The organism is Sulfurimonas gotlandica GD1 (assembly GCF_000242915.1).
Lineage (GTDB): Bacteria > Campylobacterota > Campylobacteria > Campylobacterales > Sulfurimonadaceae > Sulfurimonas > Sulfurimonas gotlandica.
In genome coordinates this window covers 976,541-989,674 of sequence record NZ_AFRZ01000001.1, presented here as the reverse complement: position 1 = coordinate 989,674, position 13,134 = coordinate 976,541, and the positions used below count along the sequence as shown (strand labels likewise).

Annotated in this window: 18 protein-coding genes; 6 read left to right on the top strand and 12 right to left on the bottom strand. The window is 33.6% G+C overall.

The window, feature by feature from the left end; translation table 11 throughout:
• Nucleotides 1–134: 134 nt before the first annotated feature.
• The 9 genes from trpB to SMGD1_RS04735 form a co-directional block, all read right to left on the bottom strand.
• Nucleotides 135–1,352: a tryptophan synthase subunit beta gene (gene trpB, locus SMGD1_RS04775; RefSeq protein ID WP_008339050.1), complete on the bottom strand. Its 1,218-nt coding sequence runs from the start codon at nt 1,350–1,352 to the stop codon at nt 135–137.
• Nucleotides 1,353–1,389: 37 nt separating this feature from the next.
• Nucleotides 1,390–1,602: a hypothetical protein gene (locus SMGD1_RS04770; RefSeq protein ID WP_008339124.1), complete on the bottom strand. Its 213-nt coding sequence runs from the start codon at nt 1,600–1,602 to the stop codon at nt 1,390–1,392.
• A gap of 2 nt (nt 1,603–1,604) precedes the next feature.
• The gene (locus tag SMGD1_RS04765; RefSeq protein WP_008338848.1) at nt 1,605–2,453 is read right to left on the bottom strand and encodes a CvfB family protein; all 849 of its coding nucleotides are present in this window, start codon (nt 2,451–2,453) and stop codon (nt 1,605–1,607) included.
• Between the two features lie 91 nt (nt 2,454–2,544).
• Entirely contained in the window at nt 2,545–2,778 is a 234-nt protein-coding gene (locus SMGD1_RS04760; protein ID WP_008338907.1) for a thioredoxin family protein, read from the bottom strand.
• The gene (locus SMGD1_RS04755) at nt 2,775–3,218 is read right to left on the bottom strand and encodes a rhodanese-like domain-containing protein (protein WP_008339126.1); all 444 of its coding nucleotides are present in this window, start codon (nt 3,216–3,218) and stop codon (nt 2,775–2,777) included. Before SMGD1_RS04755 ends, SMGD1_RS04760 begins: the two co-directional genes overlap by 4 nt.
• A gap of 11 nt (nt 3,219–3,229) precedes the next feature.
• Nucleotides 3,230–4,174, bottom strand: coding sequence for a permease (locus SMGD1_RS04750; RefSeq protein ID WP_008339020.1), 945 nt, complete (start codon nt 4,172–4,174; stop codon nt 3,230–3,232).
• Nucleotides 4,175–4,186: 12 nt separating this feature from the next.
• Entirely contained in the window at nt 4,187–5,440 is a 1,254-nt protein-coding gene (locus SMGD1_RS04745; RefSeq protein WP_008339086.1) for an arsenic transporter, read from the bottom strand.
• Nucleotides 5,440–5,844 carry an arsenate reductase ArsC gene (locus tag SMGD1_RS04740; protein WP_008339041.1) on the bottom strand — a complete coding sequence of 135 codons (405 nt, stop codon included), beginning with the start codon at nt 5,842–5,844 and terminating at the stop codon, nt 5,440–5,442. Before SMGD1_RS04740 ends, SMGD1_RS04745 begins: the two co-directional genes overlap by 1 nt.
• Entirely contained in the window at nt 5,837–6,148 is a 312-nt protein-coding gene (locus SMGD1_RS04735; RefSeq protein ID WP_008339042.1) for an ArsR/SmtB family transcription factor, read from the bottom strand. The genes SMGD1_RS04740 and SMGD1_RS04735 overlap by 8 nt, the downstream gene beginning before the upstream one ends.
• A 137-nt stretch (nt 6,149–6,285) precedes the next feature.
• On the opposite strand from SMGD1_RS04735, the gene SMGD1_RS04730 reads away from it, so the two are divergent.
• The 3 genes from SMGD1_RS04730 to SMGD1_RS04720 all read left to right on the top strand — a co-directional run bounded on the left by SMGD1_RS04730 (nt 6,286) and on the right by SMGD1_RS04720 (nt 8,619).
• On the top strand, nt 6,286–7,026 hold the full coding sequence (locus SMGD1_RS04730; RefSeq protein ID WP_008338921.1) for a M15 family metallopeptidase: 741 nt from the start codon (nt 6,286–6,288) through the stop codon (nt 7,024–7,026).
• Complete coding sequence (locus tag SMGD1_RS04725; RefSeq protein WP_241761441.1) at nt 6,998–8,308, top strand: M14 family metallopeptidase; 1,311 nt, start codon at nt 6,998–7,000, stop codon at nt 8,306–8,308. The genes SMGD1_RS04730 and SMGD1_RS04725 overlap by 29 nt, the downstream gene beginning before the upstream one ends.
• 68 nt (nt 8,309–8,376) lie before the next feature.
• Nucleotides 8,377–8,619, top strand: a complete 243-nt coding sequence (locus SMGD1_RS04720; RefSeq protein ID WP_008338817.1) for a hypothetical protein — start codon at nt 8,377–8,379, stop codon at nt 8,617–8,619.
• 18 nt (nt 8,620–8,637) lie between these two features.
• Here the strand turns inward: SMGD1_RS04720 and SMGD1_RS04715 are convergent, their stop codons facing one another.
• The 3 genes from SMGD1_RS04715 to SMGD1_RS04705 are packed head-to-tail and all read right to left on the bottom strand — an operon-like array spanning nt 8,638 to nt 11,830.
• Entirely contained in the window at nt 8,638–9,294 is a 657-nt protein-coding gene (locus SMGD1_RS04715; RefSeq protein ID WP_008338958.1) for a glucosaminidase domain-containing protein, read from the bottom strand.
• Nucleotides 9,291–10,541: an SPL family radical SAM protein gene (locus SMGD1_RS04710; protein WP_008338856.1), complete on the bottom strand. Its 1,251-nt coding sequence runs from the start codon at nt 10,539–10,541 to the stop codon at nt 9,291–9,293. Before SMGD1_RS04710 ends, SMGD1_RS04715 begins: the two co-directional genes overlap by 4 nt.
• A 35-nt stretch (nt 10,542–10,576) precedes the next feature.
• Nucleotides 10,577–11,830, bottom strand: coding sequence for a GGDEF domain-containing response regulator (locus SMGD1_RS04705; protein WP_008338892.1), 1,254 nt, complete (start codon nt 11,828–11,830; stop codon nt 10,577–10,579).
• 157 nt (nt 11,831–11,987) lie between these two features.
• Between SMGD1_RS04705 and SMGD1_RS04700 the strand changes: the two genes are divergently transcribed.
• From SMGD1_RS04700 to rpsM, 3 genes are all read left to right on the top strand, one after another.
• Complete coding sequence (locus SMGD1_RS04700; protein WP_008339046.1) at nt 11,988–12,332, top strand: hypothetical protein; 345 nt, start codon at nt 11,988–11,990, stop codon at nt 12,330–12,332.
• Between the two features lie 316 nt (nt 12,333–12,648).
• Nucleotides 12,649–12,762, top strand: coding sequence for a 50S ribosomal protein L36 (gene rpmJ / locus SMGD1_RS04695; RefSeq protein ID WP_008338806.1), 114 nt, complete (start codon nt 12,649–12,651; stop codon nt 12,760–12,762).
• 2 nt (nt 12,763–12,764) lie between these two features.
• Nucleotides 12,765–13,127, top strand: coding sequence for a 30S ribosomal protein S13 (rpsM, locus tag SMGD1_RS04690; RefSeq protein ID WP_008338725.1), 363 nt, complete (start codon nt 12,765–12,767; stop codon nt 13,125–13,127).
• The last annotated feature ends 7 nt before the right edge of the window (nt 13,128–13,134 follow it).

Genomic DNA, 13,134 nt, shown 5'->3' with positions numbered 1-13,134 from the left:
CTTCACTGAAATTATACTGCCAAATTAATCTTTTTTTGCTAAAAATAATCTTAAAAAAAATATGAATAATAATCTTGAGAATGCTCATATATGTAAACATTACATTTACATATATGTAGCTTTTTGGAGAGTGTTTAAAACTTGGCGTTTGGAATAGGGTAGTTGTCTACAACGAAGTCTATATCTTTGTCACCCCTGCCACTTAAGTTGATTAGAATTGTTTTATCTTTTCCAAGAGTTTTTGCAAGCTTCATTGCATATCCGACAGCGTGAGCTGATTCAAGCGCTGGGATGATGCCCTCAAGTTGAGAAAGTTTGTAAAAAGCATCTACTGCCTCTTCATCGTTACAAAGACCGACAGTTGTTCTGCCTATGCTCTGTAAGTAAGCGTGTTCTGGACCAACAGATGGGTAGTCAATACCAGAACCAATAGAATAAACCGGAGCAGGTTCTCCATTCTCATCTTTAAGCATGATAGAGTTAAATCCGTGCATAACTCCTTCTTCTCCATAAGTAAGTGTTGCTGCATGCTCACCTAATTTTTCACCTCTACCCATAGGTTCAACACCGTGAAGTTCAACTTCTTTGTCATCTATAAATCCGGCAAAAATACCCATAGCATTTGAACCACCGCCAACACATGCAACTACTGCATCCGGTAAGTTGTTTTCATGCTCAAAAAACTGCTCTTTTGCTTCGTGTCCTACTACTGATTGGAAATCTCTTACCATCATTGGAAATGGATGAGGTCCAACTACAGAACCGATACAGTAAATAGCTTTATCAGCCTGTGGAACATAACTATCAAATGCACTGTCAACTGCTTCTTTTAGTGTTTTTAATCCATGAGTAGCAGGAATAACATTAGCACCAAGAATCTTCATACGAACAACATTTGGATGCTCTTTAGCGATATCTACTTCGCCCATGTGAATCTCGCACTCTAGCCCAAAGTATGCAGCTGCAGTCGCAAGAGCAACACCGTGTTGTCCGGCACCTGTTTCAGCAATAACTTTTGTCTTACCCAGATGCTTAGCTAAAATAACTTCAGCCATACAGTGGTTTAGTTTGTGTGCACCAGTGTGGTTTAGATCTTCTCTTTTTAGATATATTTTAGCACCGCCACAAAGCTCAGTAAGATTTTTTGCAAATGAGATAGGAGTAGGACGTCCTTGGTAATGTTTTCTAACATATTTAAGCTCTTTAATAAACTCTGGAGAGTCTTTTAGCTCTTTATATGCTTGAGTTATGTCAGCAAATGGTTGTTCTAAAACCGGAGGTATAAAAGAGCCTCCAAATTTTCCAAAAAATCCATTTTCATCTGGAGTTGATTCTAAGTAAGATTTAGACATGAAAGTTGTTCCTTTTTTATATTTGGAACAATTATAGTTAATTTGGCTTGATAATTTTCTTTATCTCTTTAGGAATGTGTGCAAAAGGGATATTTTGCATCCCTAACTTTGTACCATCTTCATCTGTAACCATAACATCAAGACTCATCGCAGTTGGATAGTAGCGTATTGCTTTATAAGATATTTTTTGAATCATAAAGTTTATTTTTTGATCTGATAATTCTACACTTTTTTTCTGTTTTTTACCCACTTTTAATCCTTTATATATATTCCAGTATCTTTTACATCTATCTCACCAGCTTCTTGAAGTGTCGTAAGTGAGCGTTTAAAATCTTTTTTACTAAGACCAAATACATTTTTTATAAGCTCTGCATCACTTTTGTAGTTGTAAGGCATGATACCGTTGTTCTCTTTTAATAGATCAAGAACTTTGTCAGAAGAACTGCCGCTTTTTTTACTGCCTGCTTTTCTAAGATTTAAGTCAATATTTCCATCTTTTCTAACATCTTTTACAAAAGCTTTTCTTCTATCGCCAAGTTTTATGTTCTCAAAAATCTCGTTATGATAAATCAGACCTTCGTACTTATCTTCTACGATACACTTGTAGCCAAGAGGAGTCTTTGCAATGATTAAAATATTTACTTCATCAGCTATTTTAATGCCCTTAACCTTATGTTCAAAAAAGTCACCAAGCTTTTCAGTTCCGACAAGACGGTGAGTACGCTCATCGTAAATTACTCTTATAAATCTTTTTTCGCCAACTTTAAAAGGTGTTTTTTGAAACATATTTGGCACTAAAAGATCTTTACTTAAACCCCAGTCCATAAATGCTCCAAAAGGTGCAGTGTCTATAACTTCAAATAGTGCCATTTCATCAAGTTTTGCAGTTGGAGTGAGTGTAGTAGCTACAAGTCTATCTTCTGAGTCTGTATATAAAAACACATCTACAAGTGTTCTCTCTTTCATCTCAGGAGTGAGGTATGGTCCTGGTAGAAGTACATCATTCCCATCAAGTGCCATCAGGTATGCACCTGGAGTTGTGAGTCTGTCTATAAAAAGTGTGTTGATTTTACCTAGTTCTAGGTATTCGTTTTGTTTCATCGTGTTTCTCCGGTTGTTCCGTTATTTTAGTTTACGTAGGTTATACATAAATTATTGGTGACATTATAGCTGTTTTGTTATTTGAGGATGGTTAAGCCTGCATAAGAGCAATAGCCTCATCAACACTTAAAACCTTTCCTGTGCTTTTAACTACACCGTCTACAACTAGACCAGGTGTGTTCATAACTCCGTAGTCCATGATTTTTTGGATGTCATCAACTTTAATAACTGAGTGAAATCCACCGATTTTTGCTACCGCTTGTTTTGCAACTTCTTCTAAAGTTTTACATTTTGCACAGCCTGTGCCTAAAATCTCTATTTTCATTTTTGTTTTCCTTTTTTGTATTCTTCTAAAAACTCTTTTGCGTTATCACCTCTTAGGTAATTAACAGTTGTCAGTATTCCATCGCTTAGATATTTGACATTGTAGCCTTTTAGCATTAGATACATTCTCGCAATATTTGCTCTGTCATTGTGCGGACATACAGTTATGATTAGCTTGTTTTCGTCCAATTCATCAAGTCTCTCTGGGAGTTCGTTTAGAGGTATGTTTTTTGTAAATCCTAAACTCCAAAGTTCAAACTCTTCACGAAATCGTATGTCAATAACTTGGGCAGTTCCATCTTCTACCATGTTTAGCATCTCAACTGTCCTTATCTTCATATCTGTTCTTGATTTATAATCAAAACTTTTTAAATATGCGTCAAAATTTTGTGCACTTACAAGAGTTGTAAAAAACACAATTATCAATAAATATCTTTGCATCTGTTCCCCTTTTATAATATAAAGTTAAATATATAGCCTATAGCTATAATGCCTGAACCAACTATACCAAAAAACAGAGCTATTAGCTTAACGTGAAGTATTCTTTTTAGTATCATAGCTTCTGGAAGACTAAGAGCAGTTACTGCCATCATAAAACTAAGAGCAGTTCCTAGTAGCATACCTTTACCTGTTAGTACTTCTACTAGAGGCATTACACCCGCTGCGTTTGAGTACATTGGAATTCCCATAACAACTGCTATGATTACAGCAAAAGGATTATCAGCTCCAGTGTAAGATGCTATAAAGTCAGCAGGAATATAACCATGAATAACTGCTCCAATTCCGACACCTACAAGAACATAGAGATATATCTTTTTAAATATATCGAGAGTGTAGTCATATGATTCTTTGACTCTCTCTTTTTGAGTGAGCTTAATCTGTACTTCCTCTAGCTCTCCATCCATCTGTTTTACATCCATAAGAATGTATTTCTCCATATTCATACGACCAATAAAATAACCACCTAGTATGGCAACTAAAAGTCCAAAACCGATGTAGATAGCCGTGACTTTCCATCCAAACAGACCAAAGAGAAGTGCAATGGCAATCTCGTTGTTCATTGGAGAGCTGATAAGAAATGAAAAAGTTACACCTAGAGGAATTCTAGCTTGTATAAAACCTAAAAATAGAGGTATAGCAGAACAGCTGCAAAACGGAGTTACTATACCAAAGAGAGATGCTAAAACATTTCCGTAAAACTGTGACTTACCTTGTAGATGCGCTCTTACATATTCAGTATTAAAATGTGTTCTTAGATATGAGACTGCAAAGATAATAGTAATAAGCAAAAACCATATTTTTACAGTGTCATAGATGAAGAAATTTATTGCTTCACCAAGATGACCTTCGAGCTTTAAAATGTCATTCGTTAGATAATCAACACTCTCTTTCCACATATTTTTTACCTTTTAAGTCAGGGATAGTAAAACTACCAAAAGAACAGGTGGAGTTACTATGAGACCAAATTTTGAGTATGACCAGAAATCTATGTGAACACCTTTTTTCTCTAAAGAGTGAAGCCAAAGTAGAGTTGCAAGTGATCCAAACGGAGTCATCTTTGGTCCAAGATTACATCCAACTATGTTCGCATAGATCATCGCTTCATTGGCGATATCTACAAGTGCAATATCCATAACCATTATAGTTGGCATATTGTTCATGAAAGCACTCAAAAATGCTGCTAAAAAACCAGTTCCTAATACTGCAACAACTTCGCTTTGAGAGTTTAGATATACAAGTATTTGGGTTATGTAGTCTGTAAGTCCCGCATTCTTGAGTCCGTAAACCACTATGTATAGACCTAGTGAAAACCATACAACCTGCCAAGGTGCTTCTTTTATAATGCGCTTAGGCTCTACAGTTTTTGTGTAAGAGGCTATTAGTAAAAAAAGAACTCCACCACCAAGAGCAAAGACCGAAACTGGAATGTTATAAGCATCTCCGATGAAGTAGCCGGCTAGTAAAAGAGCTAGAAACAACCAACTAAAGTTAAATAATCCCTTGTGCTTTATAACATCATCAGGATTTTTTAGAAGATGAATATCTACACTCTGAGGTATGTCTTTTCTTAAAATCACCCAAAGAACAGCCATACTCGCAATAACACTTACAAAATAAGGAAGAATCATGTTTGAAAAAAACTCGGCAAACCCAATATCAAAATAGTTAGCCGTTACAATATTTGTAAGGTTTGAAAATACAAAAGGCAGAGATGCACTGTCACTTATAAACCCGCCTGCTAGCAAGAAGGCTAAAATTGTTTTTGTGTTAAGGCGAAGGATATTCATCTTTGCAAGTAAAATAGGAGTTAAAATAAGAGCCGCTCCATCATTTGCAAACAAAGCTGAAACTATAGCTCCTAGAATAATAGAGTATACAAACATCAGATGCCCATTTCCATGAGAGAGTTTTGCCATTTTAAGAGCTGCCCACTCAAAGAAACCAATTTCGTCTAAAACCATTGAAAGTATGATAATACCGATGAAAGCAAGTGTAGCATCCCAGATAATGTCAAAAACTATACTGACATCACTCAAGCTTACCACTCCAAGAGTTAGTGCAACGATAGCACCAATAACTGCACTTGTACCAATCTGAAGACCTCTAGGTTGCCAGATAACAAATATCAGAGTGATTAGAAAAATGATAGATGCCAGTAACATTATAGACCCAGTTCCATTCTAACAATTGGTGTAAGTTCAAATTTAATAAGCTTTAAAGTCTTCTCAAATGCAGAATATTCTTTTCCATCAGGATCTTCATAACCAATATGTATTACTTTAGTGTTTTTTGGAAATATTGGACAAGATTCCATCGCATTATCGCAAACTGTAACAACTAAATCAAACTCTATATCTATCACTTTATCTAAAGTCTTTGAGTGGTAATCATCTCTCCATAAGCCGTTTGCTTCTAAAACTTTTTTGGCATTTGGATTTACTTTTCCACTGGCTTTTACTCCAGAGCTCATGGCATCTACACCATCAAGATATTTGTTTAAAACTGCCTCACCGATGATAGAACGGCAACTGTTTCCTGTGCATAATATTAAAACTTTTTTATTCACTTTTACATCCTTTATTTAATTTAGGTATCTCTATATTTGAAAAACTAATCTCTTTTAAAATTGACTGCCTAAACTCATCAAGTGGAGTTCTGATGCTGTAAAATGCCCATCTTCCGCGTCTGTCTACTTTTAAAAAACCACCATCTTTTAGGATTTTCAGGTGTCTTGAGATGCGAGACTGAATCATCTTGAAAGAGTTTTCAATGTCACAGACACATACTTCACCATTTTTATCTATGAAGTGAAGTATTTCTACTCTTGTTTCATCATTTATGGAGCTAATAGTTTTTAAAAATATTTCCATTATTAGAACTTCCCTTTATTATTCAAAATGAAATAATAGCATAATAATTTAATATATCAAGATATGTTGATGTGTTGAAGTAAATATTTGATATTATACAAGAATAAGTAGAAGATAAATTAGGTACAATTACGATTATGAATAGAAGACTTTTTTTAACAGCATTATCATTATCACCACTAATTGCCAATGACTTTATAGACAAAAGCGAAGATATATATCTTTCATATCATGAGTACGCTACTCTTAAATCTCTAAATAATAGACTAAAGAGATTAAGCAGATATATAGGCTATGCAAATTTTAATATAGTCTCATTTAATGATTCTCTTTACTACGGAAGAAACTACCCTAAGATTGGTGAATTTACAAAAGATGAACTATCTTTAGTTGATAAGCTTTTTTCTGAAAACCCTAATCAGTATGGATTTTACGGGTCTAAAACTTGTTCTGATATAAACAACATAGTTTCAGATAAAGATATTGTTAAAATTTCTCATACTGGACACTTCCTATTTCAAGGTACAGCAGTAGAGGATTATGAGAAGTTAAAAAAAGATGTCGGTCAAACTCTTGTGCTAACTTCTGGTGTTAGGAACGTTGTAAAGCAATTAAGCCTCTACGCTAATAAACTTTATCATAATGGCGGGAATATTACACAGGCTACTATACAAATAGCACCTCCTGCATACTCTTATCATACTATCAGTGATTTTGATGTTGGAGTTATTGGTTGGGGATATAAAAACTTTACAGATGCTTTTGCTTCAACTTTAGAGTTTGAAAAAATGAAAAAACTTGATTATATCAGTATGAGATATAAGAAAAATAATAGTGATGGAGTACGATTTGAACCGTGGCATGTTGAAGTTATATAGTTTAATTATATTACTCTTACTGCCCATAATCGTCAGTGCAAATAATAGCTTTAAATTTGACCTTATTCAAAAAGGCAAACAAGATGGGAATACGCTTCTTGTGATAGGTGGAATCCAAGGCGATGAGCCAGGTGGTTTTTTATCAGCATCTCTTCTTGCAACTCATTATGAGATAACCAAAGGTTCTGTTTGGATAGTCCCAAATCTCAACTTTTATAGCATCATAAAGAGAAGCAGAGGTCCTTATGGCGATATGAATAGAAAATTCGCCGAACTATCCGCAAAAGATCCAGAGTATGAGACAATCTCAAGAATTAAAAACTATATAAAAGATGAGAGTGTAAAACTTATAGTAAATCTTCATGATGGAAGCGGCTTTTACAGAAAAACATATGAAGACAGTATGCATTCTCCTTCTAGATGGGGTCAGTGCTCTATTGTAGATCAATCAAATATAGACATACCTGTTTATGGAAACCTTGAAGAGATATCTTCAAAAGTTGTGAAATACGTTAATGATAATCTTATTAAAAATGAAGATATTTACCATGTTCATAACACTAGAACAAAAGAGGGCGATAAAGAGATGGAAAAATCTCTTACATATTTTGCTATCAACCAAGGAAAAGCAGCCTTTGGTAATGAAGCAAGTAAAAACCTTCCGACACATATGAGAGTTTACTACCATCTTTTAGCATTAGAAAAATATATGGATATTATGGGCATAGAGTATAAAAGAAAATTCATAATGGACTCTAGCGGCGTTTACAAAGCTATAAATGATGACATATATATATCTTTATATGATGGTAAGATTAAACTGCCACTAGCTCAGATAAGAGATATAGTAAAATATTTTCCTATTAAAAAAGATGGTGTTTTAGATTTTAAAGCAAGTAATCCTCTCCTTACAATTATAAAAAAAGACAACACTTATGTCATTCAGTATGGCAACAGAAGACTATCAAGGCTAAAAGCAGATTATCAAGATTATGATGATGTTTCTCCAAGTGTACAACTTAAGATTGATGGGAAACTCCAAGATGTAAAGTTTGGATCACTTGTGGATGTAGAGAGTAGTTTTTTAGTACAAGAGAATAGCGGTTACAGAGTCAATGTTATAGGCTATACAAATGAAAGTAAAAAAGAAACAGGTATAGAGATCCAAAGTAAAGAGATTTTAAAACACTACTCACTTGATAAAAAAGGTACTATTTATAGAGTAGAGTATTACTCTAAAAATAAATTTGCAGGTATGGTTTTAATTAAATTTAGAACTTAATTTTTTACATCAGTAAAAGAAAAGTTCACTCCGATAATATACGATAATATTATATTAAAGGAAAAAATATGTTTAAAATTATTGTAGAAAACGAGTGTGGCTGTTTTAAAAAAAGTGATCTTCAAAATGGCATCGAAGTAGCATCTAAAGATGATGCACTTATGAAGTCCATAGAGATGAGAGATCATATGAACGATGAGTTCTGTGGTAAACACGACTTTAAAGTTCAAGAAGCTGGCAGTAACTTTGTTATCGCTTTCGCTGAGTCAACAAGCAACGGTTGTTGCGGTGGTGGATGTGGAAGTCATTAAGACTTTCCGCCTCTATATTTATTTGTCGTATAGATAAAATTTATTTGATTTTATCATCGAAGTCAATTCTTTTCCATATTTAGCACCCATCTCAGAGTAACGATCTAACTTTTTTGCCAGCTTATATGGATTATTTGTTTTCATTTTTAACTTTCTAAACTCTTTAAATGCAGGAGAACGTCCTAAGTTCTTATAATAATCTCTTACAGAATCTTCAATACTCGCATACTTTTTAAGCCATATTGTTTTAGTACCTCTTTTTTCCCCTGCAGCTATTCTTGGCTCATTTTTGTTGAATGACCAGACGCCAAAAACATTATTGGCTTTACGAAAAAATTTTGATGTTGCCCATGCACTTTCCATAGCTGCCTGTGCGATTGCAATACTCTTTGGATGAGGCTTTATTGCTCGCAGTAGTGCTTTATCTGTTGTAACCTTATAAATTTTTTTAAGGTTTAAGATTTTACTTCTATAATATTTAGTATTATTTATGTAATGTGATACTTCCACATATTGTGTTTCAAGTTCATCATAAACAGTTTTTATGGCAGGTATTATTAGTTTGCGAAAATTTGCTTTTTTCTCTTGTACAGTTATTGGCTTTGAGTTTTTAGCCATAAGCGTGCTTGAGAAAAACAGTAGTGCTATGGTTAGTGTTAAGTTAAATAACTTCATATTAAAAACTCCATATTTAGTTTTTTGCAGTATGCATCTAGCATAGCTCTTTCAAAGTCGTTGTTTGTTGAGTATTGGTAGCCAAAAGTTTTGCTCCACATCTCATGCTCTTCCATACACAGATAAAAGAAAACATCTTTGTGCCAAGGAGTTAGACTTTCATAGGCATATTTAAACATCTCTACCTTTGTTGCCTCAGGATAAGAACTTTTTCCACTCGCATCTACAAATGGCATCTGTGTGATTTTACTCCTAAACTCTCTCTCACGAAGTTGTTTTATCACAGGTTTTATAAAGGTAAGTGTGCCAAAACTTACAAGTGCTACTTCTTCTTTTTTAAACTCTTTTATAAGTATGGCATAAACTTCTTCATACTCACTAAGATAGTTTTCATATTCTACTATTGGATGAAAGTGAAAACCAACTTTAACACCTTTATCTGCTACTTTTCTTGCACTATTTATTCGTTTATCCAGGGAAGCGCTTAGATGCTCTTCATTTTCTATGATAGTTTGAGTATTGAGTGACCATGTACAAAGTATATTGTTTGGTACTTCATTTTCTAAAAAATACTTTATGTTGTCAGATTTTGTTTTAAACTCTAAGATAACATTTGGATTTTCTTTTGCAAAAAGAAACAGAGCATCTAAGATGCCTTCACGATTTCCCCACATAAGTGAGTCAGATGCTTGACCAGTACCAATGTGGTAGGTTTTATTTCTATCGAGATTTAGATTTTTTAGTTTATCTGCAAAGCTGCTGTCAAAAGTAATAGTATTTTGATTGTAAAAAGATTGGATAGAGCAGTAAGAACAGTCAAAACCACAACTCTCAACTGCATCGAGAGTTAGAAGATTACAGCATCTTGTCTTCTGGGATGCAACAGGACAGAGCCCAAGACCAAATCCCTCTTTTGCCTCTGTTTTAAAAGTGAACTTTTGTTCTTGAGGTATGTTTTTTAGTTCGAAGTTTTCATAGGAGTTTGGTTTGGAGCGTATATCTTCGTATGTTTTGCGAAGTCTTGCAAAAACAACTTTCTTTTGATCATGGTCGGGGAATATTTCTAGAATGCTTTTTTCATCCCAGATGCTAAGATCGCGAGCAATATCAACTATCTGTTTTATCTCTTGATGAGAAAACTTCAGTGCAAGTGATTTTTCTTTTATAAACTTTTGTTCATCTTCTGGAAGCTTTACAAAAAGTGTATTTTTAATAGAGTCGTTAAATTTATCTAGGTATGAATTCATAGTGAAATTCTAGCAAAATGTTTACTAATACAATTTTATTGCTTTATCTCAACCCTATTTCTGCCGCTTTCTTTGGCAGTATAGAGTGCTTCATCAGAGAGTCTAATCATATCTTCAAGTGAATCTGAAAAACCGAAATATATACCTGTAGAGATGGTATATGAAATAGCCGTTGCATTTATATCTATAACATTGTCTTCAAACTTCTTTCTTATCTTTTCAAAAAGTACTTTTATGTTTTCAAGTGAAATGTCCTCAAGAAGTATACAAAATTCTTCGCCTCCAAAACGTGCCATGAGGTCAGATGTTCTTAGATTTTCATCTAATATCTTTTTAACTTCTTTTATTGCTATATCACCTATATCATGTCCATATGTGTCATTAATGTTTTTGAACTTGTCTATATCTATCATAGCTACTGCAAGTGGAGTATCATTTCGTTTATTTTTTGAATATGTAGAATTTCCGCTGTCAAAAAAGTAACGTCTGTTGTATGCACCTGTCAAGAAATCTTTATTTGCCATATCTCTGATTTTGTCAAAAAGGTCTAAAAGTTCCAGGTTAGAGTTAACTCTTGTAATTATCTCATTTTCAGTAAATGGCTTGTTGATAAAATCATTTGCACCAAATTTTAAAAATTTACTTATTACATTTTGCGCTTCAGCAGAACTAATAACGATAATACCAAGTTGATCTTTTTTATATTTTTCTCTTATTTTAAATGTAAGATCTAGTCCATTCACTATTGGCATCTCATAATCCGTAAGAATAAGAGATATCTTGTTCTCTTTATTGTTTAAAAGGTCTAATGCTTCTTGTCCATTTGTAGCTTCAATTACATTTAGTTTGATTTTTTCTAAACATTCTCTTAAAATTTGCCTAAACAGTTTAGAATCATCAACTACTAAAACAGTCGTGTCATAATTTTTCAAAGTTCTAGATATCTCTTTAACGGCAAATTTTATACTAGATGGATCATTTTTTAAGATTACATCTATTACATCTTTTTTAAGAAGAGAGAGTTGTGCTTTTTCATCAATTGTTCCTGTTAGTACAACAGAAGGAATGTTATGAGAGTTTGCTAGTGCAACAACTTCACCTTCAGGAGCATCTGGAAGATTAAGATCAAGTAGTGCAGCGTGAAATTTACCTTGATGTTCCCGTAGAAGGCGCATAGCTTCCTTGTAACTTGATGCAAAATAAGGCTTAATATCACTATATTTTTCTATTTCTGATTTTAACATACTCAATACTGTTTGGCTATCATCAACTACTAAGACTTTTTTCATATGCTATACCTAATCTAGATTTATTTATAAGTTACCGTAAATTATAACAGTATACGATAAATATTTTATTAAAAACAACAATTGTATTGCAATGTGTCATCTTTTTTATGCTTACTTTTAATATAAGTTATTCTTTTATAGTTTTTTAGGAGTTTAAATGATTTTAGGAAAATGCCCATACTGCGATGGTGGAGATATTGAAGTTAGAGATAAAGAGGTAAGAGGTAAAAAAGTAAAGCTATACGCATGCTCAAATGCAGAGTGGAAAACAGAAGATGGTGAAATGTTTGAACTGACTCAAACGTCTACCTGTGATTTTAAAATTTGGCAAAACACCTTATCTGGGTATGGAAAATGGCTTTCATATAAAGAAGTAAGAGAACTTCTTGAAGAAGAGTCGATTGAAGTAGAACTTCTGAGTAAAAAATATGGTAAAAAGGTTTACTACAATAAACATATAGTGCTAAATCAAGAGTATGGTGTCAGTGTAATATGGGAATAGTCTAAATTAAGGGTTATTATAGCACTTAAATAAGCTTTTGTTAGAGAAAGGTAATCAAATTAATCTCTCTTAATAAATCTTTTACATTTATTTGGATACAATCCTCATCCGCTTTGCTGTTTTAACATAATAGTTGAGTATTTCTATCTTTATATACTATATATAGATAAAAGTATTGGCAAGCAAAAGATTGTTCGCCTACATGCAGCAAAGACAAATTAAAACTCATTGATTCTCGCGTGAAAACGTGTAGCATTAATGATTTAATAAAAATTGGACTAGTTCTGTTTTTATAAGATAAATATAGGAGCTTTCTATGAAAGTACGTGCTTCAGTGAAGAAGATGTGTGATGACTGTAAAGTTATCAAAAGAAAAGGCATTGTAAGAGTAATCTGCAAAGTTAAAAAACATAAACAGAGACAAGGATAACCATGGCTCGTATTTCCGGTGTTGATTTACCTAAAAAGAAAAGAGTAGAGTATGGTCTAACATACATCTATGGTATTGGTTTACATGCTTCTCGTCTAATTTTAGACGCGACAGGTATAGACTATAACAAAAGAGTTTTCGAATTAAACGAAGCAGATGTAGCAGCAATTACTGCGGAAATCCGTGAAAACCATATGGTTGAAGGTGATTTACGTAAAAAAGTTGCTATGGATATTAAGGCACTTATGGATTTAGGTTCATACAGAGGTCTTCGTCACCGTCGTGGTCTTCCATGTCGTGGTCAAAAAACAAAGACAAATGCGCGTACTCGTAAGGGTAAACGTAAAACTGTCGGCGCAGCGTAAGGGATTA

Bases quoted from the DNA above. Each gene is read 5' to 3' on its own strand.
- SMGD1_RS04765 (WP_008338848.1), bottom strand. From the start codon at position 2,453: ATGAAACAAAACGAATACCTAGAACTAGGTAAAATCAACACACTTTTT.
- SMGD1_RS04750 (WP_008339020.1), bottom strand. From the start codon at position 4,174: ATGTGGAAAGAGAGTGTTGATTATCTAACGAATGACATTTTAAAGCTC.
- SMGD1_RS04715 (WP_008338958.1), bottom strand. From the start codon at position 9,294: ATGAAGTTATTTAACTTAACACTAACCATAGCACTACTGTTTTTCTCA.
- rpmJ (WP_008338806.1), top strand. From the start codon at position 12,649: ATGAAAGTACGTGCTTCAGTGAAGAAGATGTGTGATGACTGTAAAGTT.
- SMGD1_RS04745 (WP_008339086.1), bottom strand. From the start codon at position 5,440: ATGTTACTGGCATCTATCATTTTTCTAATCACTCTGATATTTGTTATC.
- SMGD1_RS04755 (WP_008339126.1), bottom strand. From the start codon at position 3,218: ATGCAAAGATATTTATTGATAATTGTGTTTTTTACAACTCTTGTAAGT.
- SMGD1_RS04705 (WP_008338892.1), bottom strand. From the start codon at position 11,830: ATGAAAAAAGTCTTAGTAGTTGATGATAGCCAAACAGTATTGAGTATG.
- SMGD1_RS04760 (WP_008338907.1), bottom strand. From the start codon at position 2,778: ATGAAAATAGAGATTTTAGGCACAGGCTGTGCAAAATGTAAAACTTTA.
- SMGD1_RS04720 (WP_008338817.1), top strand. From the start codon at position 8,377: ATGTTTAAAATTATTGTAGAAAACGAGTGTGGCTGTTTTAAAAAAAGT.
- SMGD1_RS04710 (WP_008338856.1), bottom strand. From the start codon at position 10,541: ATGAATTCATACCTAGATAAATTTAACGACTCTATTAAAAATACACTT.
- SMGD1_RS04735 (WP_008339042.1), bottom strand. From the start codon at position 6,148: ATGGAAATATTTTTAAAAACTATTAGCTCCATAAATGATGAAACAAGA.
- trpB (WP_008339050.1), bottom strand. From the start codon at position 1,352: ATGTCTAAATCTTACTTAGAATCAACTCCAGATGAAAATGGATTTTTT.
- SMGD1_RS04730 (WP_008338921.1), top strand. From the start codon at position 6,286: ATGAATAGAAGACTTTTTTTAACAGCATTATCATTATCACCACTAATT.
- SMGD1_RS04700 (WP_008339046.1), top strand. From the start codon at position 11,988: ATGATTTTAGGAAAATGCCCATACTGCGATGGTGGAGATATTGAAGTT.
- rpsM (WP_008338725.1), top strand. From the start codon at position 12,765: ATGGCTCGTATTTCCGGTGTTGATTTACCTAAAAAGAAAAGAGTAGAG.